Here is a 20,668-nt window from a genome sequence, read left to right as displayed (position 1 = left end):
CATCGAGCGGTTCTACAACCCGCTGCGGCGGCACTCGACGATCGGTTATGTCAGCCCCATCGAGTTCGAGAAACAGGCGGGACTACATTAGGAGGGTGTCCACGGAACCGGCAGCAGGCCAATGGTCGAGGTGAACCTGCTGGAGAACCCGGTAGTCACCCCGTACTTCGCCAAAGGGTAAGGGCAAAGTACGCGTTCATGCAGGCGCATTTGGAGCAGCTCCGCGTGGCCAGCATGTGTTGCGTGCTGAGCGTGCAGTGCAGCGGGTTCTACGCCTGACAGCGCAAGCCGCACAGCGAGCGCCATTGCGAGGACCAGCGGTTGCTGGGCCTGATCAAGCAGGCATGGCTGGAGAGCGGCCGCACGCACGAGGGATGGCTGTATCTGGCGGTGGTGCTTGATCTTTACTCTCGCCAGATCGTGCGTTGGGCGATGCAGGGGGCAGATGCATGTGGACCTAGTGCTACAGGCGCTACTGGCGGCCGTGTGGCGACGTAAGCCCGCGCCCGGCCTGATGCTGCACTCGGACCAAGGCAGTCAGTTCACCGGCGCTGGGTGGCAGGCGTTCCTGAAAATCCGCAGGATCGTCTGCAGCATAAGCCGGCAGGGCAACTGCCACGACAACGCGGTAGCGGAGAGTTTCTTCCAACTACTCGAGTGGGAGCGGATCAAGCGCAAGATATACCCGAGCCAGGACGCGGCACGAAGCGAGGTGTTCGACTACATCGAGATGTTCTACAACCCCAAGCGCCGGCATGGCTCCAACGGAGGCGTCTCTCCCGTAGAGTTCGAGCAGTAGCCGGGACTTTCAGGCTTGTAGGCGGCTACGAAACCAAGAGCGATTCAGTTCCTCGGCCACGGCAATGTAGTGGGTGGCGCAGATTCATCCGCTTGTTCTTCCACCCAAGAAGCTGTCTCTTAGAGGCTACGACGCCCTGAATTTGGCTCATCCAATCTGCTACGGAAGCAGGTGGATGTGCTCAAAGATCGCGCTTACCTGTGGGTGCCGTGTCAAAAGCGACTTTTCCAGGAGTGTCTGAGAAGGCTCACATTTTATCCCATGAAATTTATGGCTTCGCCGATGTCTAATGTTGTACAAGTCACGCTATAGATGCAATAGCGAAAATATGATTTTGTTAACAGTTAAATGATCAGCGTTAAAAGTTATCTTTCTCACAGAAGATCGGTATTGCTAAAATAGATGCCTATTCCTCATGGAAATTTATTATTGTTAATCGATTAACAGTAAGTATTTCCGAATCTGGAATGGATGTAAATGCTCGTAGCCTCGTGCTAGATTGATTATAGCTCGCTAGTGAGTACAGCCTTGCAAGGCGGCTGGCTCCGGATTGTGGAATCGGCTCAAGGAAAGAGAGTTGTACGTCAGGGAGATTGCGTATTGGCAAGCTGCCGGGGCGGATTACTCCACTGAACTTGATCGAATTCATGGCGCGAGCCGTAAGCGCGCCTCGCGTCTATTCGCGTCAGCGATAGACGGTAGCGATATTCCTCAATCTTCGCGGGTCATTGACGATGTCAAAAAAAGACGGATCTGTAGCTCCAAAAGAGCGCATCAATATCAAATACGTGCCAAATACGGGCGACCAACAGGCAGAGATGGAGTTGCCGCTGAAGTTGGTGGTGGTCGGGGATTTCAAAGGGCACGGCGAGGAACAGCCGCTGGAGGAACGCGAATCTGTCCGCATCGACAAACACAATTTCGATGCCGTGTTGGAAAAGGCAGAGCTCTCGCTCAATGTGGATGTGCCAGATCGCCTCTCCGGTTCCGGTGCCGGCTCCACCATAGGAGTCAATCTCAACTTCAAGTCGCTCAAGGACTTCACTCCGGACGCGATTGCCAACCAGATACCGGAGCTCAAGACGCTGTTGGATTTGCGAGAGGCCCTGGTCGCGCTCAAGGGGCCACTCGGCAACGTGCCCGCATTCCGCTCCAAGTTGCAGGAACTGCTGGCCGATCCCAAGGCGCGCGACAAGCTTGCCAAAGAACTCGAACTTGTTTTGGAAAAGCCGGAAGGGAAGCAGGGCTAATTCCTGCTTCTCACGATTTTGCTACTAGACAGGAAGTGAACCATGGATGCCAAGCGTCAGAGCGTTGCACAGGTTGAGTCAGGTAATACGCTGCTCGATCAGATCATGGCCCAGACCAAGCTGGAGCCGAGCCAAGAGGGCTATTCGGTTGCCAAGAAGGGCGTCGCCGAATTCATCTCGGAAATGCTCAAAACCAAGGATCGGGAAGAGCCGGTCAACAAGCGGATGGTCGATCAGATGGTCGCTGAACTCGATCAGAAGATCGGTCAGCAGATGGACGCTGTCCTGCATCACCCCGACGTGCAGCAGTTGGAATCGGCGTGGCGAGGCTTGAAATTGCTGGTGGATCGCACCGATTTCCGCGAGAACATCAAGATCGAAATCGTCCACATCACCAAGGAAGAATTGCTTGAGGATTTCGAGGGCGCGGCGGATGTCACCCAAAGCGGCTTCTACAAGCATGTCTATTCGGCAGGCTACGGCCAGTTTGGCGGCGAGCCGGTGGCGGCCGTCGTCGGCAACTACTACTTCAGCCCCTCGACGCCGGACGTCAAACTTTTGAACTACGTCGCCACAGTGGGCGCCATGGCACATGCGCCGTTCATCACGGCGGCCGGGCACGAGTTCTTCAACATCGACAGCTACCAGGAGTTGCCGAACCTCAAGGAAGTCAAGGACATCTTCGAGGGCCCGCGCTTCGCCAAGTGGCGTTCGCTGCGCGAATCGGAAGACGCTCGCTACCTGGGCCTGGCAATGCCGCGGTTCCTGCTCAGGCAGCCTTACGACACGCTGGAAAACCCCGTGCGCTCGTTCAGCTACAACGAAGGCATCAAGGAGTCCCACGAAAACTACCTGTGGGGCAATGCGGCGTACTTGATGGCGACCCGGATCACCGAGAGCTTCGCCAAGTACCGCTGGTGCCCGAACATCATCGGCCCACAGTCCGGCGGCACCGTGGAGGATCTTCCCGTCCACCTGTACGAGGCCCTGGGTCAGTTGCAGGCCAAGATTCCGACCGAAGTCCTGATCACTGATCGCAAGGAGTTCGAGATTTCGGAAGAAGGCTTCATCCCGCTGACGATGCGCAAGGACAGCGACAACGCCGCGTTCTTCTCGGCAAATTCGGCCCAGAAGCCGAAGCTGTTCCCGAAGACCAAGGAAGGGCAGGAGGCGCAAACCAATTACAAGTTGGGAACGCAGCTGCCTTACATGTTCATCATCAATCGGTTGGCGCACTACATCAAGGTGCTTCAGCGTGAGCAGATCGGAAGCTGGAAGGAGCGCCAGGATCTGGAGCGCGAGTTGAATACCTGGCTCCGCCAGTACGTCGCCGACCAGGAGAACCCGCCGGCCGATGTGCGTAGCCGCCGGCCCTTGCGCGCGGCCAAAGTCGAGGTCATGGACGTCGCGGGCGATCCGGGCTGGTACCAGGTCTCGATGGCGGTGCGTCCGCACTTCAAGTACATGGGGGCCAACTTTGAACTCTCACTCGTAGGACGCCTCGACAAGGAATAGGTCTGAACTGATATGTCCAGGGAGTTGGGACGCGGGAGTCTGTTCGAGCGATTGAACCCCGAGGCGCCCCTGCGGCGAAGCCTGCAGGCGCGCAACGATCTCGCGGAACGGGTTCAGGGCATCAAACGGCAGATCGAATCGCTGCTGAATGCCAGGCAGGGCTGCTCGCAGAGCAGCCCTGACCTCGGGCTTCCCGATTTCAACAATTCGGCTTCAGGCTCAGCTGATCTATTGATCCGCATGGCTCGCAGCATCCGGGAATTGATCGAAGCCTATGAGCCGCGGGTCGCGGTACGCGACGTCCATTTGCTCCCCAATCCCGATACCCCGCTTGAACTCACTTTCAGGCTGGACTGTGTCATGACAGTCAACACCCACGAAGAGGCTTTGGAGATGGATCTGATCTTGAATGGCCACAACCGCCACTACAGCGTCATCTGAGGTCGTATGTCACTGCGCAGGATGTTTCGTGATGAACTGACGTACCTGCGTTTGCAGGGGCGGGAGTTCGCACGGCACAACCCGCAACTTGCCCGGTTCCTGGGCGAACAGGCGGCTGATCCCGACGTGGAGCGGCTGCTGGAAGGATTCGCGTTCCTGACCGCAAAGTTGCGACTCAAGATCGAAGACGACTTCGAGGAGTTGACCCACTCCCTGTTGCAGTTGCTCTGGCCGAACTACCTGCGCCCCATCCCCAGCATGACCATCGTGCGCTTCGATCCAATCGATCGCGCCATCACCGAGCGCCAGACCATCCCGCAGGGTTCCATGTTGGCATCCGTGCCCGTGGACGGGGTCACGTGCCAGTTCCGTACCTGTAGCGACCTGCAAATCTACCCACTGCGCATCAACGCCGTGCGTGATTCGCACACGCGCGAAAAGTCGGTGGTCAGCATCGATCTCCAGACTCTTTCCGACCAGAACCTCGACGCGATCGATTGCGACCAGCTCGACCTGCATCTGAGCGGCGACGACTATACGGCGCTGACACTCTATCTCTGGACGGCCCGTTACCTGGACGAGGTTCGCATCGTCGTGGGGGACGAGGTTCGCAAGCTCAACCCTGCCCACATCGGGTTTCCCGGGTTTCAGCCGGAAGAGGCTCTGCTGCCGTACCCGCGCAATGTCTTCGACGGATACCGCATCCTGCAGGAATACTTTGCCTTCCCGCGCCGGTACTACTTCATCCGCCTTAACCGGCTCCGCTCAATCTGGCCGGCGGCGACCGGTCAGGCCGTGCGGTTGGAGTTTGTCTACTCGCGCCCGATGCCCGCTGACATCAAGGTGCGGACATCTGACATCGCGCTGCACTGCGTTCCCGCGGTAAACCTGTTTTCCCACGATGCCGAGCCCGTGAGCCTGGACGGGCAGGCGAGCGACTATCCCGTGCTGCCATCGGGAGGCCTGCCGCACGCCTACGAGGTGTTCAGTGTGGATCGGGTCACCGGTTGGGAAGTGAAGTCAGCGGCGCGGCCGGGCGGGCTCACCCGCGAGTACCACGACTTCAACTCCTTCCAGCACGAAATTGAGCGTTCGCAAGGTCGCAATGCCCTCTACTACCGCACCCGCGTCGAGAAGAAGGCAACCGACGATGGCCTGCGGCACCGGATCGCCTTCGTTCGTGGCGACGAGACGCAGTACATCGGCAAGCGCGAGACGATTTCGGCCGATCTCACCTGCACCAACCGCGACTTGCCGGTGGTGCTGAGTGCAGGGGACATTCGCATTCCGACACAGGGAATCCCGTCCTATGTGACCTTCACCAGCCTGATGCAGCCAACCGAGCCGTACCGGCCGGTGCTGGACGGCAGCCTGCACTGGACGTTGATCTCCAACCTGTCGCTGAACTATCTCTCATTACTCGGCACCGAGCCGCTGAAGGCGGTCATCCGCGCCTACGATTTCGCTGCGCTGCATGACATCCAATCCGAGCGCAACAGCCGCAAGCGCCTGGAGGGGATACGCGACGCCAAGACACTACCCATCAATACGCTGATCAAAGGGCTGCCCGTGCGCGGGCTGAAGACCGTGCTTGATCTGGATCAGGAAGCCTTCCTTTGCGAGGGCGAGGTCTACCTGTTCGGCACTGTGCTGTCCCACTTCTTCGGACTCTACGCGAGCATCAACTCGTTCCATCTCCTCGAGGTCAAGAACCTCACCAACAACGAAACCTACTCATGGCCGCTGCAGCGAGGCAACCAGCCGGTGATCTAGCCGGGCCCTTGCTGGATGATGCGAAGAACTATGCGTTCTTCAGCCTCGTTGAGCATCTGCACCGGCTGCACGGCGACAACATGGAACAGCTTCTGGACACTGACCCGTCCACGGAGCGGATCGTGTTCGAGAGCGACCCGGGATTGGGATTCCCGGCGTCCGACGTTCTGGCGGCCGGCCGACTGGAGGGGTATGCGCAGGACAGCTACCGCCTGGTCGTCAGCTTCCTTGGCCTGCACGGGCCGGACTCCCCCTTGCCCGGCCACTATCTGGAGCGGGTTGCGAGCGACCATGCCCACGGTAACGGTCTGCGTGTCGCCTTTCTGGACTTCTTCAATCACCGGCTGCTGACGCTGCTGCACCGGACTTGGCGCAAGTACCGGTATCACGTCCGTTTCCAGGACGGCGCGCGCGACCGCTTCTCGCGTTGTGTGTTCTCGCTGATCGGCCTGAACGACGAACGGCTGCGAGGGCAGGCGCCCATCCCCTGGAGCCGCTTGCTGACCTATGCCGGTCTGGTTGCCAGTCGAAGCCGCTCTCCCACGGTCGTGGCCGGCATCATCGCCCATTGCTTCGATCTGGAGCAGGTCGCCATCCGCGAGTTCCAGCCCAAGCTGATCGACATTCCCGACGAGCAGAGAACCCGGCTCGGGCAGCGGGCAGGTACGTTGGGCGACAGCTTCATGATCGGCGACCGCGTCCGTACCTACGAACACAGCTTTGTCATCGCGATCTCGGGGCTGACCCAGCGCCGATTCCGCGATTTCCTGCCCAATGGCAAGGACTTCTTCCCGCTGAGCAAGCTGATCGAATTCCTGCTGCGCGACCAACTGGCCTACGACCTGGAACTCGGCCTGCGCCAGCAAGAGATTCCCCCCTTTCAACTCGACGCCAGCCGCGGAGGAAATCTGGGCTGGACCACGTTCGCCGGCAACAACTCCCTGCTGCGGCAGGAATCGGTCGTGAGAATCAAGGTGCGCCAATGAACAGTCAGCCCGTGACTCGACAGATCCATCTGGTGGTGGCCAACCCCGAAGTACTGGAGTTCGGTAGCCGTCCTTCGCAGGTTTTCGACATGGCCGGCGGCACGATAGGCAGTCGGGGAGCGAACTGGCAACTCTCCGACATCCGCGGTGGTGTTGCACCGATCCACACCGAAATCATGGTGGTCGACGGCGCCTATTGTGTGGTGGATCGCAGTGGGCGCACCTGGGTCAACGATGCTGCCGATCCGCTGGGCCCGGAGCGAATCGTCCGCCTCAACGATGGCGATGTGGTGCGCGTTGGCCCCTACCGGATCAATGTGAGCCTGGACGAGTCCGGGCATGCATCGACCGATCCGACCCGCCATCTCGGCCAGCAATCGCTGGGGGAAATCCTCAACGATCAGGACTCACAGTTCGATCGCCTGTCTGAACCGGCTGCGCCGATGTCGGAGCATGGGCACGGCTATGGCATTGCGCAAGACGAACTCTCCGCATTCGCCGAGCCTTCGCCAGTGCGTGGCGGTACAGACCCCTTGGCTGCGCTGGATGCCGCCGCCAGGCAGCTCGAGGCAAAGCGCAGTGCTCGCGCACCGTTGGATCGCATCCACTACGGCTTGTCCAACCAGTCGGTGATCCAAGCCGATCTGGCGGACACCAATTTTGAAGCAGTCAGCAACGTGACATTAGCCCGAGGAGGCGCCCGACCGATGGACAACGAACATAGTGCTTCCAGACCGATGCCATGGCGAGACGCAATTGATCCAGCCAACGCGGAGGGTCTCCACGTCGCCTTGATCCCGCTGGGACAGGGGCTGGGCATCCCGCTCGGTCACCTGGATTCGGAGCAGGCGCACCACCTGTTGTACGAGGCGGGCCGAGCGCTCAAGGCCGCAGTAGAGGGCATATCGGCCTTGTATGCGGAGGCACCGCACAACGGTCGCGGCCCCGGTCTCCTCAACCGCACGCTACAGCCCATCGAAGACAACCCGTTGCGCCTGCAGCGGAGCTACGAAGACACGGCCAACGCACTGTTCTCCGGAAATCGCAGTCCTGTCCATCTGGCCCCGCAGGCCGCGGTGTCCGAGAGCCTGGGGCAAGTGGCGAAACACAACGAAGCCATTGCCGTCGCGGTGAAGTCGGCGCTCGGCGCCCTGCTGGGTGCGTTCTCGCCGGAAGCACTGGAAAAGCGCTTCGAGCGCTATGCCGGTGTCAACCAGGGCCAGCAAGACGCTGGCTGGCTCTGGAACATGTATGGGCACTATTTCGAGGAACTGATGTCTTCCCGCCAGCAGGGTTTCGACAAGTTGTTCTGGGAGGTCTTCGACCAGGCCTACGATCGCGCGATGCGTAGCGGGGACTGAGGTGCTTCGGTGTCTGCGCACCTGCGGTCTGCTTCTCGTCCTTGTGGCGAGCGCCAGCGGCTGCACGGCCTTGAAGAAAACCCTGAAGGTGCTCAAAGACCCCAGCATCCCGGTCGGCGAACTGAAGGATCAGCCATCGCAGGTAGCGCTGAGCATCAACGCGTCGGCTGGCGTGAATCCGAATCTGTACGTCCCGGCCGAAGAGTTGCCCTCTACCGACGAAGACACTCCTTACCGGGTGAATCTGTCCAGCGACGATCTTGGCGACTTGCTGACCCAGCTCAAGGCGACGACCCAGGTGCTGGAGGGCGAAATGCAGGCCCGGCAGAAGGCGGGCGCTCCGGTGGCGCTGGGCAGTCCGAAGGTTGTGCAGGCTGACGGCGTGGGTTCAAGCGCGACTCTGGAAGCCGGCGATGGCGTCGCACGCCAGGTCGGCCAGTATCGCGAGGGCAGCAACCCGGTCGTGGATACCGGCTCGCCTGCGCTTGCCCGCTCGCGCAACGCCAGCCCGATCTCAATCCAGGTCTTCCAGCTCAAGGACAACGGCCTGTTTCTCAGTGCCGACTCGGACGCGCTGGCAGCCAATCCGGAGAAAGTCCTCGGCAAGAGCTATGTGGATCACGACGAGTACGTGATCAAGCCCAACGAGTTCAAGTTCGTGCGCTTCTACCCGGTCAAGTCCACCACCCATTTCATCGGCGTCGTGGCCAGCTACCACGACACCGATTCCGTCACCTGGAAGGACGTTCTTCGTATCGAACCGACCGGTGGCAAATACCCATTGCTGGTCTCGCTCGACGAGCACGGCGTCAAGATCAAGAGTGAGGATTGACCGATGTCATCACGAAGCCCGGTGGTCTGGAAAGAAGGCTTGTTCGTCAAGCCTCAGCACTTCCAGCAGGAAGCCAGATATTTCGAGCACCATGTCCATCAGCGCGTCAGCGGCGTCGGCCAGTACCTCTATGGCTTCAGCGAACTGGAACTCAACAGCGAGTACCTGAGCTTCGGAAAGATCGCATTGCTGCGGGCTCGCGGCGTCATGCCCGATGGCAGCGTCTTCGAGATACCAGCGGAGACGCCGTCGCCATCGCCGCTGACCATATCGGACATTTCGGCGGTCAACCAAACGGTGTATTTGGCGCTTCCGCTGCGTTCCGAGGGAGCGCTGGAAGTGCAGTGGCCCGAAACCTACGCACATCGGCGCTACGCGGCCGGGCAGACCGAAATCAAGGACGTGCACAGCGAAGACGGCGACCACGTCACGATAGACGTCGCCAAGTTCAATTTCCAGCTCATGCTTGAGCGCGACGACCGCAGCGCCTTCACCTCCATCCCGATGGCGCGCATCCTGGATCGACGGCCGGATGGCAGCCTGGTACTGGACGAGGCGCACTACGCGACCGCGATGTCGATCAATGCGGTGCCGACGCTGAGCCGCTTCCTGGGCGAGGTAGCCGGCCTCATGCGAGAGCGGGCCAAGAACATCGCCGAGCGCATCGGCTCGCCGGCACAGTCGGGCGTCGCCGATATCACCGATTTCAACCTGCTTCAGGCGTTGAACCGGATGCACCCGCTGTTCCAGCATCTGGCCCGTTCGCGCCACCTGCACCCCGAGGAACTCTACCGCGCGTTTTGCCAGGCCTGCGGCGAACTCGTCACCTTCACCGATGAAGGGCGCCTGCCGGCCGAGTACCCCGCCTACCAGCACGAGAATCTGCGCGAGTCGTTCCGTACCCTGGAAGAGACGCTCCGGCGCACCCTGAGTACCGTGCTGCAGCCCCGCGCCGTCTCCATCCCGATCATCAAGCAGAAGTTCGGCGTACTGAGCGCTGCCGTGCAGGATCGCCGCTTGATCGAAAATGCAGAGTTCATCCTCGCGGTGCGCGCGCGCATGCCACTGGAGCGATTGCGCCAGGTGTTCGTGCAGCAGGCCAAGCTGGCTTCCATCGAAAAGATCAACAGCCTGGTCAACCTGCAGTTGCCGGGTATTCCATTGATACCGCTGCCGGTGGCTCCGCGTCATCTGCCGTATCACGCGGGCTTCACGTATTTCCAGCTCGACCGAGGGAACCCGGCGTGGCAGATGATGCGCGACACCGCGGGTTTCAGCTTCCATATCTCCGGCGATTTCCCGGAACTGGAAATGCAATTGTGGGCCATCCGGAGCCAGTGACATGAACCAACAGCGTCCCACCCCCGTGCCGTTCCAATATGACCAGCCCGACCGTCCCATCCTGCGGAAGTCCGACATCGCATTCGACACCGTCCGGGGCATCGATCATGACGCGGATCTGTGGTTCCAGCTTCGCGGCCATAGCTACAACGCCTTGGTGGATGCGGCCACGCCGCTGCTGGGGCTGTCGATCCGGATTCGCAGGATGGACAATGACGCCGAGGTTCAGGCGCTCTACGACAGGGTGCACAACCAGATCGCGGCCATCGGCGAAGAAGTCCGCTCCCTGGGCTACGACAACGGAGTGCTGATGGCCTACCGCTATTGCCTGTGCAGCTTTCTGGACGAGGCGGTGATGGGAACTCCGTGGGGCTCGCAATCGGTCTGGGCGGAACGTTCGCTGCTGAGCGCGTACCACAACGAGACGTGGGGCGGAGAGAAGTTCTTCACCATCATGTCGCGGATGTTGATGGAGCCCGAGCAGTACAAGGACATGCTGGAGTTCATCTACATCTGCCTGTGCCTGGGCTTCAAGGGCAAGTACCAGGTTCAGCACAACGGCAACGAGGAATTGCAGCGAATCATCGAAAAGCTGCATCGCGTCCTTCGGCAGATGCGCGGCGACGCGCCCGAGCAACTGGGCGAGGCCAGCACCAACGTGGCTCCCAGCAACTACCGCTATGACCGCCGTCTGCCTTGGTGGACGCCGTGGGCCGTCGGCGCGGGTGTGCTTGCGGCGGCTTACTTCGTCTATGCCTTCCGATTGAGCCTGGTCACATCCGAAGTGCTCCAGGCGCTGGACAAGATATTGGCGCCGTAGCAGGTGAGCTCATCGACTTCTTGAGGGAGGCAGGGAAATGTTCGGTTTTGCAGTTGTGATGGGAGATACGACGGATCATGGCGGTAAGGTGCTCACCGGCTATGACGGAGCCGCCATCAATGGCGCTCCTGTCGCGCACGTCGGCAGTGCGGTGTCGTGCCCCCTTCATGGCATGACCACGATCGTCTCGGGCCAGGCCGGATGGCTGGTCGAGGGCAAGCCAGTGGCCGCCCCGGGGGACAGGACAAGTTGTGGCGCGACCTTGATCGCGGGCACTCAAAGCAGCGTCGAGTTCGTCAAGGAATCCGCCAGCACGGCGGCATCGGCGGCCCGTGGCGCATTTCTGGCACCGGCGGCGACTGCCGTGGCTGCCGGCATGGCCGGGCTTGTGCGCTACGACGAGCAGCTTCGGTTCGTCACGCCGCGCGGCGTCAGCCTGGCCAACGTCCATTACACCCTCCATCTGGAAGACGGCGGCAAGGTCGAGGGCGTCACAGATGCCGAGGGCAAGACCTGCCGCATCGAAACGGAAACGCCATCGCAGGTGGTCAAGGCCGAATTGAGCGCGGGCGGGTCATTGTGCTGCGCCCAGCATGCCGCGCAGGGTAGCGATGAGGCCGAGGTGGCGGCATTGGAGCTTGACGGCATCGTCACCCACAGCGCCGACCTCGGTGTTTCCGTCCGGCAGGTCGAGATTGCGAAAGGCAAGTCGCGCGGTTTGACCCAAGGCGAAATCGGCATGGCGCAATCGGTGTTTGGAGCCGCGATCGACTACGCCCGGGTCAAGGTGCACCACGGCGGCTACTGGCTGTTCTTCGGCAGGCAGAAAGAGGACACGGCGGTCACGCCGAACGGGGAGATGTACTGGCCGACAGGTCATTACAAGGACGATTTCATGTTGGAAGATCTGGACTATCAGAAGTGGTTCATCCACGAGATGACACACGTCTGGCAGTACCAGTTGGGCTACCCAGTCAAGCGGGTGGGGTTAAGGCTGCACGCCAAGAGTGGCGGTGACGATGAGAATTACCGCTACACCCTCGCCCCCGACAAGCGTCTGTGTGATTTCAACATGGAGGCGCAAGGAAATCTGCTGGCCGACTATTACTTGGTGGCGATAGTCGGGTCTCCGAAGGCGCGGGAGCAGATGTACGAAGTGAAATACGAACACACACCTGATATCCGGGCAATGCTGGAACAAGCCCTGGCCGATTTCATTCTCAATCCGAGCGACCGGGGCAGCCTGCCCAAGACTTTGGAGGCCAGCAAATGAACGCTCTGGTTTGGAAGACTCTGTGCATGCTGCTGGTGATGCTGCTGCTGCCGCTTGCGGCCTGTGTCAGCGTGAGAGGGGCATGGAGCCTGCACGCTATCCACAAAGGAATCCACCAAAGTGGCCGGGTTCAGCAAGTCGGCGAGTTGCCATGCTTTGCTGTGGCCGACAGTGACGAGGCAATGCGCGCACCACCCGAACTCAGATCCCTTGATGTTTTTGAGATTGTCGATGGGCCGGATAAAAGTATCTGGGAATGGAGCTTCTCGAGGAACCCGCCTGTAAGTCTGGCGCCGGACGATTGCATCGCCTATGGCAGCAATAATGGCAGGGGGGAAGAGAGGCTAGGGTCGGCTCCGTTGCTGCGACCGGGCGTGACTTACGGATTTCGGTTCAACTCTATTATCCGTTTCGGGAATGATGAGAATGATTATGGCAACCGCGAATACTTCGGTGAATTCTGCTTGAGCCTAGATTCAGTCGGAAAGTTTCAGGTTCATGACCTGCGTCGGGACAAGAGCGGCGCTGAGATGTGTGGCATTGAGTATGGAAGATAGATGACAAGCACGAACAGTCTTTCAAAAACCATGGAGGCCAGCAAATGAACGCCCGGGTCTGGAAGACTCTGTGCGTGCTGCTGGTGGCGATGCTGCCGCTTGCGGCTTGCGTCAGTGTGAGGGGAGCATGGAGCCTGCAAGCCATCCACCAAGGCATCCATCAGGATGGTCGGGTTCAGCAAGTCGGCGAGTTGCCATGCTTTGCCGTGGCCGACAGCGCCGAGACCAGGCAGGCATCACCCAAACTCGCCCTCCTTGATGTCTACCAGCGCATCGGTGGAAGGGCAGATTCGATCTGGGCGTTGGGTTTGTCGGGGAATCCGCCCGTGTCCCTGACGCCGGACGCTTGCATCGTCTATGGCGACACTCGCCTAGGCCGGGAGTTGACAGGACCGGCCCCGACGCTACGGTCTGGAGTGGCCTACAGTTTTTGGTTCAACTCCGATATTCCGGCCCGCGGCGGTGACGGCTGGATAAACCGGAGATATGAGGGGTACTTCTGCCTAACCCGGGACGCAGCGGGCAAGACTCAAGTCCACGATGTGCGTTGGGACAAGAAGGCAGAGAAGCGGCGTTGGGACGTGTGCGGCATCGAGGACGGGCCGTGAGCGTGAGGCGCGGTACAGACAAGCAAGCTGCCCAGAGCCCTGGAGCCACGCGCATAAGCGCCCTGGTTCGGAAGGCATTGTTGGGGCTGGCTTCTATCGTCGCGACAACGAGCCTGCTGGGACTTTTATCGTGCCGCCCCGTCTCCTATTCCCCCGACGCCGAATCCGCCGCCAGCTTTGAGGTGATCAGGGTCGATGCACCCCAGTTTCAAGCTGGCGGTGATGAGGCTTTGAAACCAGTTTGCGAAGATTGGCGATTGTCCAGCGAACAGGTGGAGCGCTTTTTTTCCTTCAGCGAATCCTACGAACAGAGTCCCTATGGACAGTTCTATCAGGTGCCATGTTCCATCTCAGGCGAACTGCGTGACGAAGGAAAGACATGGCAATTCAAGATCAATGGATGAGCCACCGCAACGTGGCAAAACGGCAATGCAGTTCGCTACTGGGGGTGCAGTGCTGAAGGTTGTGAACCGCTGGTATTGCTGCCGGCGGACTCGATGAACCCCGAATCCGAACAGATATTTCCCGATCGCTCGTAGAAGAACGCCATGATCCGCATCGAACTCGCCACCTTGATGGAACGCCTGAATGATTCCGCCCGGCATGCGCTGGAGGAGGCTGCCAGCCTTGCCATCAGCCAGGCGGGTGCGGAAGTCACCGTGTCGCAGCTGCTGTTCAAGCTCATCGACAACCCCTTCAGCGACGTCAGGCTGATCTTGAAGCAGGCCGCGGTGGAGCCCGATGCGCTGAAGCATGCACTGGCCGAGAGCTTCGATCTGCAGAATGTCCACGAAGGGCAGTACCCCGCCTTCTCGCCGCTGCTGATTGAACTGTTGCAGGAAGCCTGGTTGCTTGGGTCATTGGAACTGCGCGAGGAAAGCATCCGCAGTGGCTCCATCCTGCTGGCATTGTTGTTGAACCCGGCGCGCTATCTGCCCCTGTCGGCGATCCGTTGCCTGGAAGTCATCAATCGCGAGACGTTGCGCAAGAACTTCGCGGCGTTGCTGGCGGATTCGGCGGAAGTGCCGAAAGCGCCGGCCGATGCAGGCGGCGCGAGGCCGATCACCAGCGAAGCGCAGACCGCGCTGGGCAAGTACGGCCTCAACTTCTCGCAGCGGGCGGTCGAGGGGCGGATCGATCCTGTACTCGGGCGCGACGACGAGATCGACCTGATGATCGACATCCTCTCGCGCCGCCGCAAGAACAACCCCATCGCCGTGGGTGATGCAGGCGTTGGCAAAAGCGCGCTGGTCGAGGGCCTGGCGTTGCGCATCGCTCAGGGGCGGGTGCCCGAAGACCTCAAGCCCGTGCAGCTGTGGGGCCTGGACATGGGTGCCTTGCAGGCGGGCGCATCGGTCAAGGGCGAGTTCGAGAAGCGGCTGAAGGCCGTGATCGACGAGGTCAAGTCCTCGCCGGTGCCGATCATTCTGTTCATCGACGAAGCGCACACCATGATCGGTGCGGGCAATCAGGCCGGCGGCAGCGATGCGGCCAACCTGCTCAAGCCGGCGCTGGCGCGTGGCGAGTTGCGCACCATCGCCGCCACCACTTGGTCGGAATACAAGCAGTATTTCGAGAAAGACCCGGCCCTGTCGCGGCGCTTCCAACTGGTCAAGTTGATGGAGCCGAGCATCGAACAGACGGTGCACATGTTGCGCGGCCTGCGCACCGTCTACGAGGCCGCGCATCAGGTCTACATCAGCGATGCCGCCCTGCAGGCCGCGGCGGCCCTGTCGGCGCGCTACGTGGCCGGCCGGCAGTTGCCCGACAAGGCCATCGACGTGCTCGACACGGCTTGCGCTCGCGTCGCCACGGCATTGGCGGGCGAACCACGGCGCCTGGCGGCCATCGACAACGCCGTGGTGCAGGTCAATTCCGAGACGGAAATGCTGACACGCGACCTGAACTCCGGGAAGGCCATCGATCCGGCACGGATCGGGGTGTTGGCCGAGCGCCGTATCGAACTCGCGGCGGAGCGGGAACGCATCGCCCAGGCATGGGAACAGCAGAAGGTTCTGGTCGAGCAGATCCTGGCGCAGCGGGCGCTGGTCGAAGAGCGGGGCCAGGCCGACACGGTGGACGATACGCTTCGGGACGGGCTGCGCGAGTTGGTCGAGCAACTGCGCCAGGTACAGCGCGAGGGCGCCTTGTTGCATGCCGATGTGGGCGAGGAACAGATCGCCCAGGTCATCGCCGGCTGGACGGGTATCCCCGTCAGCACCATCAGCGGCGATCAGATGAAGCGGCTCAGCGCCCTGCCCGAAGTGGTCAAGGCCGATGTGAAGGGGCAGGGCGGGGCCGTCGATCACATCCATCGCCATCTGCTCACAGCCATGGCCGATCTGCGTCGTCCGGGCACACCGCTGGGCGCGTTCCTGCTGGTCGGCCCCAGCGGCGTCGGCAAGACCGAGACCGCGCTTCGCATCGCCGACCACCTGTTCGGCGGCAAGCAGTTCCTGACCGTCATCAACATGTCCGAATACCAGGAGAAGCACACGGTGTCGCGGCTGCTCGGTGCGCCCCCGGGCTACGTCGGCTATGGCGAAGGCGGCGTGCTGACCGAGGCCATCCGGCAGAAGCCCTATTCGGTGGTGCTGCTGGACGAGGTCGAGAAAGCCCATCCCGAAGTGCTGAACATCTTCTACCAGGCCTTCGACAAGGGCGAGGTGGCCGATGGCGAAGGCCGACTGATCGACTGCAAGAACATCCTGTTCTTCCTGACCTCCAACCTCGGTTTCGAGGATGCGAACGGCAGCCTGGAGCGCCTCGACGAGGAAACGATGCGCACGCAGCTGTCGCGCTTCTTCAAGCCGGCGCTGCTGGCGCGCATGCAGGTGGTGCAGTACGGCGCGTTGGACGAAGCCGTGCTGGCCGATATCGTCGATCATCGCCTGGCACGGTTGCAGAAGCAGTTCGCCGGCCGCTACGGCGCCACGTTGCGGGTCACGGATGCGGTACGCGACATCCTCAAGTCGCGATGCGTCCGCCATGCCAATGGCGCGCGCATGCTCGACGCCAGCATCGATGGCGAACTGCTGCCGCCGCTGTCCCTGTCGGTGTTGAACCGGCTGGCGAACGGCGAACCCTTCACCGAAGCGGTTCTGGATGCCCAGGATCAGAAGTTCGTGGCCGAACTGACGTGAAGGGGACAGGCGACATCGATGCACTGTCCGCCCTGAGAGTTGTTCAGGCATCCCTGAGCGCGACTGGGGTCGTGGAGCTTGCGGCCGTGGCGTTGAGCGTCATAGGCACACTCGCGCAGGCGCCAGCACCGGCCATGGCCTGCTATCGCCCGGATGCTGCGGGGAAGGTGCTGTTGCCCATCGCCGGGATGGGCGTCGCCATGGCCAGGTTGCCGCAGATCGGCATGAGCACGCTGGAGCATCCGGCGGTCTACTGCCTGGTTCAAGGCAAGGCCTGCCTGGTGACTGACGCGAAAAGCAGCCTCCATGCCGATGCCGGTCTCGGCAGCCTGGTGGCTGCGATGAAAGCCGCCCCTGCGCTGTTGTCGATTCCACTGCGCGACCGGGAACGCAACCAGGCCGTGGCCGTCCTGATACTGGGAGGCACCGCCGACGAACTGCGACGCTTCCAGCACAGCGATGAGTGGAGCGCGTTGCTGGACATATTCCAGCGCTTGCTGGCGTATGCCAGACAGCGCGAGCAGACGCAGCCGGACGCGACGAAACGGGGCAAACCGTCCGCAACGACGGACGGCGATGCGCGGCGTGTCGAAGAGGCGCTGGTCGGGCGCAGTGTGGTGGCCCGTCGCCTGCGTGCCGACGTGATTGCCGCGGCGGAATCCCAAATGTCGGTGCTCATCACCGGTGAAACGGGTGTGGGGAAGGATCATGCGGCCTGGCTGATCCACCAGGTATCGCCCCGTCGCAGCAAGGCATTCGTGCCGCTGAACTGCGCGGCCATCGCGCCGGATCTGATCGCGGCGGAACTGTTCGGTGCCGCCAAGGGCGCCTATACCGGCGCCGACCGAAGCCGGCCGGGTCTGGTCGCCGCCGCCGATGGCGGCACCTTGTTCCTCGACGAAATCGGCGACATGCCGTTGCCGCTGCAAGGTACCCTGCTGCGCCTGCTCAACGAGAAGCGCTATCGCCCATTGGGCGAGGTCGAAGAACGCAGTTCCGATTTCCGCCTGATCTGCGCCACACATCGGCCCTTGCCCGAACTCGTGCGTCAAGGGCAGTTCCGGGAAGACCTGTATTTCCGCATCCGTCAACTGAGCCTGTCGGTGCCCGCATTGCGTGAGCGGCGCGCCGACATTCTGGTGCTGGCCGAACATGCGATCGCGCAGCACAACCGCGAACAGCACGCGAATGTGACGGGGCTTTCCGCCGAAGCAGGGGCCTTGCTGATCGCGCATGATTTTCCGGGCAACGTGCGGGAACTGCTGACGCTCATACAGGTGGCGTGCGAGCGTGTGGATGGCACCGGCCTGATCGATGCCGATGGGCTGCGCGGGTTGCTTGTGCAGGACAAGCCGGCCGAAGGCACTCCGTCATCAAGCCCGGATGCAAGCCCGCTGGCCGATTCGCTCATGCAGACCACCAGTCTGGTTCAGGCTTGCGAAATCTTCGAGAAGAAAGTCATTGCAGACCGGTTGAAACACTTCAACGGATCGCGCCTGCGCGCCGCACGAAGCTTGGGCATCCCTCGACGCACCCTGGCCCACAAGTGCAAGAAATTCGGCCTGGAAGGTACACCATGAAACTGTCCCACACATTGGCACGTACCTCCGCCTTGATGGTGGTATTTGCGATCCCCGTCATCGCGGCCGAGCCGGTTGCCACGCTGTCCCATTGCACCGGCATTTCCTCGGCGTTGCAGCGGCTGGAGTGCTTCGACAAGGCCGCGGGCACGCCGCTGACAACCATCCAGGCGAATGTGCCCGCCATCCGGCGCCGCGTACCGGACATCGTTCTGGCCGTGGCCGCGCACGAGAAGTCGCGGCCTGTCGGGGATATGCGCTTCCGCATGGTCGAATCGGAAGATCGCACAACGCCCGGGCAGCGCCGGGTACTGATCTCCGCGCCCGCAATCAACCGGCAGGCGCCGCGGCCACTGTTGACGATTAGTTGCATCGCCAACATCACCCGGTTGCAGTTCATTCTCCATCCGCCGGTCGGTCGCAACCAGGTCAACGTCGCCCTCAGTATCGACGGACGCCCCGTGGTGCCCAGGCAGACCTGGCAAGTGCTCGAGGACGGCACCCTTGTCGATGCCGGCCGTGGCCTGGCGGGGATCGACGTAGTGCGCCGCCTGGGCTCGGGAAACCACCTGGAGGTGAGTAGCGATCTGCCACAGCTCGACGGCCTGCGCTTCGACGCACAGGGCTTGGGGGGACTGATCGACGTCCAGCGCAAGGCATGCGGCTGGTGAGCGGCATGAGCGACATCGAACGCGATCTGCTCGCACCCATCTCCAAGGAAGTGCCGGAGGGCCGTTTCGACGATGAGGACGAACTGTATCTGGAAGTCGAGATGCAGATGGTCAAGCTCGGCGGCATGCAGGCCGGGACTCTGGACTGGACGCTGGTTGAAGATGCCTCGCGACGTTACCTGCGTGAACAGTGCAAGCACTTCCGCGTGGTGGGGCACCTGGGCAGCGCCTGGCTGCGCAACCGGGAATGGGAAGGCTGGATTCAGTCGCTGCGGCTGATCGCCGGCATGGTCGATGCCTACTGGCTGAACGCCTATCCGCGAACCGGGGCGGACGGCATGACCGCCAAGCGCAAGCAGTTGGCCGCTTTTGGCGACCGGCTCAGCCAGTCGCTCAAGCAACTTCCGTCAGACGGACACTCCGACGACATCCAGGCGCGCGCCAACGCCGCCATCGATGCGCTGGAGCGCGCCGAGCGCAGGCACGGCATCGTGCCGTCCTTGGCCGACCGTCTCCGGCCGGGACTGAAACTTGCGGGCGACGCCGCCAAGCGCGCGCCCTATGAACCGCCTCGCCCGGCCGGGCCATCGCCGCAACAGCACGGCGGCCAGATGGTGGGCTCCGAGTTCTTCACCACGCGCAGCGAATCGCCCCTCGGCAATGAGCGCGAAACACGCGCCCTGTACCTGAAGCTGGCCGAGTTCATCAATCAGCAGGACGCCTACGAACCGACCGGCTACCTGCTGCGCCGGCATGCGCTGTGGTCGGGCATCCATGCCACGCCTCCGATCAAGCGCGAGCAGCGCACGGAGATGATGAGCGTGCCAGTCAACATCAGCACCGAGTACCAGGAAGTCGTTGCCGCCGGCGCGATCAGCCCCGCCTTGTTGCTGCGCATCGAGAAGAGCGTTGCCTCCAGCCCGTACTGGCTGCGCGGCAGCCTGCTGGCCGCCACGGTGGCGCAGCGGTTGGAAATGCCGATGGTCGCGCTGGTGATCAAGACGGCCGTGGAACGCTTCGTGCGCCGGCTCCCGACCCTGCGCGACCTGTGCTTCAGCGACGGCTCGCGCTTCATCGACGAAGACACCTTCGCCTGGCTGTCCGGCGCCAGCGACAGCAGCGCCGCATCGCCGGCATCGGCCGCGCTGGCGGCAATGCAGGGCGAATTGGCGGTGCAGCAGAAGGAAGGGGAGAGCGTCGAGGCTGTCCTGCTCCAGCTGCAATCCAGGCAGGGTGCCGGCACCTCGCCACGCGAGCGCCACTACGCCAGCGCGGCCGCAGCGGATTTGCTGACTGCCCGCGGCCTGACATGGCTTGCACAAGACCTGTATGCCAGCGTCGCTCACGTGATGAGCGAGCAGACAGCGAGCCAGTGGGAACCCGAACTTTTCAACCACGTGCGCGCGAAGAGCGGGCAACAACCTCAATAGTCCATTGATAGATCTTGTCCAGGAGCAAGATGCTTATGCCCACGCAATCCGATTACCGCTTTGATTTCGAGATACCTGAGGGCCCGTCCTTCGAGGTGGTTCGGTTTGGGTTGAGCGAGGGCCTGTCCACGCCGTTCCGTCTGGAACTGGAGCTGGCCAGCGGCGAGTCGTCGATGGACTTCGACGCGCTGCTGGACGTGGCGGCGACCTTCACGCTGAGCCGCGGCGGCGTGGCCGTGCGCCAGGTGCACGGCATCGTCACCGCGTTCGAGCAGGGCGCCAGCGGCT

At 61.8% G+C, this 20,668-nt stretch carries 18 protein-coding genes and 1 pseudogene; all 19 read left to right on the top strand.

Annotation, left to right across the window (positions count from 1 at the left end; translation table 11 throughout):
• Nucleotides 1-153 precede the first annotated feature (153 nt).
• A pseudogene (locus AAD027_RS18690) lies at nt 154-799 on the top strand (IS3 family transposase); the annotation flags it as partial.
• A 734-nt stretch (nt 800-1,533) separates the two neighbouring features.
• Nucleotides 1,534-2,049, top strand: coding sequence for a type VI secretion system contractile sheath small subunit (tssB, locus tag AAD027_RS18685; RefSeq protein WP_341727551.1), 516 nt, complete (start codon nt 1,534-1,536; stop codon nt 2,047-2,049).
• A 42-nt stretch (nt 2,050-2,091) separates the two neighbouring features.
• Nucleotides 2,092-3,564, top strand: coding sequence for a type VI secretion system contractile sheath large subunit (tssC, locus tag AAD027_RS18680; RefSeq protein WP_341727550.1), 1,473 nt, complete (start codon nt 2,092-2,094; stop codon nt 3,562-3,564).
• A 12-nt stretch (nt 3,565-3,576) separates the two neighbouring features.
• Nucleotides 3,577-4,005, top strand: a complete 429-nt coding sequence (tssE, locus tag AAD027_RS18675) for a type VI secretion system baseplate subunit TssE (protein ID WP_341727549.1) — start codon at nt 3,577-3,579, stop codon at nt 4,003-4,005.
• Between the two features lie 21 nt (nt 4,006-4,026).
• Nucleotides 4,027-5,778: a type VI secretion system baseplate subunit TssF gene (gene tssF, locus AAD027_RS18670; protein WP_341727548.1), complete on the top strand. Its 1,752-nt coding sequence runs from the start codon at nt 4,027-4,029 to the stop codon at nt 5,776-5,778.
• A complete protein-coding gene (tssG, locus tag AAD027_RS18665; protein WP_341727547.1) occupies nt 5,742-6,764 on the top strand; it encodes a type VI secretion system baseplate subunit TssG in 1,023 nt (340 codons plus the stop codon). Before tssF ends, tssG begins: the two co-directional genes overlap by 37 nt.
• Entirely contained in the window at nt 6,761-8,125 is a 1,365-nt protein-coding gene (gene tagH / locus AAD027_RS18660; RefSeq protein ID WP_341727546.1) for a type VI secretion system-associated FHA domain protein TagH, read from the top strand. Before tssG ends, tagH begins: the two co-directional genes overlap by 4 nt.
• Nucleotides 8,126-8,195: 70 nt before the next feature.
• Complete coding sequence (gene tssJ, locus AAD027_RS18655) at nt 8,196-8,957, top strand: type VI secretion system lipoprotein TssJ (protein WP_341727545.1); 762 nt, start codon at nt 8,196-8,198, stop codon at nt 8,955-8,957.
• A 3-nt stretch (nt 8,958-8,960) separates the two neighbouring features.
• Nucleotides 8,961-10,298 (top strand): type VI secretion system baseplate subunit TssK, encoded by a 1,338-nt coding sequence (gene tssK / locus AAD027_RS18650; RefSeq protein ID WP_341727544.1) that lies wholly within the window; start codon nt 8,961-8,963, stop codon nt 10,296-10,298.
• Nucleotide 10,299: 1 nt separating this feature from the next.
• Nucleotides 10,300-11,118, top strand: coding sequence for a type IVB secretion system protein IcmH/DotU (gene icmH / locus AAD027_RS18645; protein WP_341727543.1), 819 nt, complete (start codon nt 10,300-10,302; stop codon nt 11,116-11,118).
• A 37-nt stretch (nt 11,119-11,155) separates the two neighbouring features.
• Nucleotides 11,156-12,391: a PAAR domain-containing protein gene (locus AAD027_RS18640; RefSeq protein WP_341727542.1), complete on the top strand. Its 1,236-nt coding sequence runs from the start codon at nt 11,156-11,158 to the stop codon at nt 12,389-12,391.
• 26 nt (nt 12,392-12,417) lie between these two features.
• Complete coding sequence (locus AAD027_RS18635) at nt 12,418-12,948, top strand: hypothetical protein (protein ID WP_341727541.1); 531 nt, start codon at nt 12,418-12,420, stop codon at nt 12,946-12,948.
• 44 nt (nt 12,949-12,992) lie between these two features.
• Nucleotides 12,993-13,556 (top strand): hypothetical protein, encoded by a 564-nt coding sequence (locus tag AAD027_RS18630; RefSeq protein ID WP_341727540.1) that lies wholly within the window; start codon nt 12,993-12,995, stop codon nt 13,554-13,556.
• A gap of 80 nt (nt 13,557-13,636) precedes the next feature.
• The gene (locus AAD027_RS18625) at nt 13,637-13,960 is read left to right on the top strand and encodes a hypothetical protein (protein ID WP_341727539.1); all 324 of its coding nucleotides are present in this window, start codon (nt 13,637-13,639) and stop codon (nt 13,958-13,960) included.
• A gap of 144 nt (nt 13,961-14,104) precedes the next feature.
• Nucleotides 14,105-16,699, top strand: coding sequence for a type VI secretion system ATPase TssH (tssH, locus tag AAD027_RS18620; protein WP_341727538.1), 2,595 nt, complete (start codon nt 14,105-14,107; stop codon nt 16,697-16,699).
• A 71-nt stretch (nt 16,700-16,770) separates the two neighbouring features.
• Nucleotides 16,771-18,279 (top strand): sigma 54-interacting transcriptional regulator, encoded by a 1,509-nt coding sequence (locus AAD027_RS18615; RefSeq protein WP_341727537.1) that lies wholly within the window; start codon nt 16,771-16,773, stop codon nt 18,277-18,279.
• Nucleotides 18,276-18,950 carry a type VI secretion system-associated protein VasI gene (vasI, locus tag AAD027_RS18610; protein WP_341727536.1) on the top strand — a complete coding sequence of 225 codons (675 nt, stop codon included), beginning with the start codon at nt 18,276-18,278 and terminating at the stop codon, nt 18,948-18,950. Before AAD027_RS18615 ends, vasI begins: the two co-directional genes overlap by 4 nt.
• Before the next feature lie 5 nt (nt 18,951-18,955).
• Nucleotides 18,956-20,380, top strand: a complete 1,425-nt coding sequence (gene tssA, locus AAD027_RS18605) for a type VI secretion system protein TssA (protein WP_341727535.1) — start codon at nt 18,956-18,958, stop codon at nt 20,378-20,380.
• Nucleotides 20,381-20,415: 35 nt separating this feature from the next.
• Nucleotides 20,416-20,668, top strand: a 253-nt coding sequence (locus AAD027_RS18600) for a contractile injection system protein, VgrG/Pvc8 family (RefSeq protein ID WP_341727534.1), incomplete at its 3' end; no start/stop codon positions are given.

The organism is Pseudoxanthomonas putridarboris (assembly GCF_038321125.1).
Classification (GTDB): domain Bacteria; phylum Pseudomonadota; class Gammaproteobacteria; order Xanthomonadales; family Xanthomonadaceae; genus Pseudoxanthomonas_A; species Pseudoxanthomonas_A putridarboris.
The sequence above is the reverse complement of the archived record's forward strand: the minus strand, read 5'-3'. Positions and strand labels throughout refer to the sequence as shown.

Bases quoted from the DNA above. Each gene is read 5' to 3' on its own strand.
- tssB (WP_341727551.1), top strand. From the start codon at position 1,534: ATGTCAAAAAAAGACGGATCTGTAGCTCCAAAAGAGCGCATCAATATC.
- tssC (WP_341727550.1), top strand. From the start codon at position 2,092: ATGGATGCCAAGCGTCAGAGCGTTGCACAGGTTGAGTCAGGTAATACG.
- tssE (WP_341727549.1), top strand. From the start codon at position 3,577: ATGTCCAGGGAGTTGGGACGCGGGAGTCTGTTCGAGCGATTGAACCCC.
- tssF (WP_341727548.1), top strand. From the start codon at position 4,027: ATGTTTCGTGATGAACTGACGTACCTGCGTTTGCAGGGGCGGGAGTTC.
- tssG (WP_341727547.1), top strand. From the start codon at position 5,742: ATGGCCGCTGCAGCGAGGCAACCAGCCGGTGATCTAGCCGGGCCCTTG.
- tagH (WP_341727546.1), top strand. From the start codon at position 6,761: ATGAACAGTCAGCCCGTGACTCGACAGATCCATCTGGTGGTGGCCAAC.
- tssK (WP_341727544.1), top strand. From the start codon at position 8,961: ATGTCATCACGAAGCCCGGTGGTCTGGAAAGAAGGCTTGTTCGTCAAG.
- icmH (WP_341727543.1), top strand. From the start codon at position 10,300: ATGAACCAACAGCGTCCCACCCCCGTGCCGTTCCAATATGACCAGCCC.
- AAD027_RS18640 (WP_341727542.1), top strand. From the start codon at position 11,156: ATGTTCGGTTTTGCAGTTGTGATGGGAGATACGACGGATCATGGCGGT.
- AAD027_RS18635 (WP_341727541.1), top strand. From the start codon at position 12,418: ATGCTGCTGGTGATGCTGCTGCTGCCGCTTGCGGCCTGTGTCAGCGTG.
- AAD027_RS18630 (WP_341727540.1), top strand. From the start codon at position 12,993: ATGAACGCCCGGGTCTGGAAGACTCTGTGCGTGCTGCTGGTGGCGATG.
- tssH (WP_341727538.1), top strand. From the start codon at position 14,105: ATGATCCGCATCGAACTCGCCACCTTGATGGAACGCCTGAATGATTCC.
- vasI (WP_341727536.1), top strand. From the start codon at position 18,276: ATGAAACTGTCCCACACATTGGCACGTACCTCCGCCTTGATGGTGGTA.
- tssA (WP_341727535.1), top strand. From the start codon at position 18,956: ATGAGCGACATCGAACGCGATCTGCTCGCACCCATCTCCAAGGAAGTG.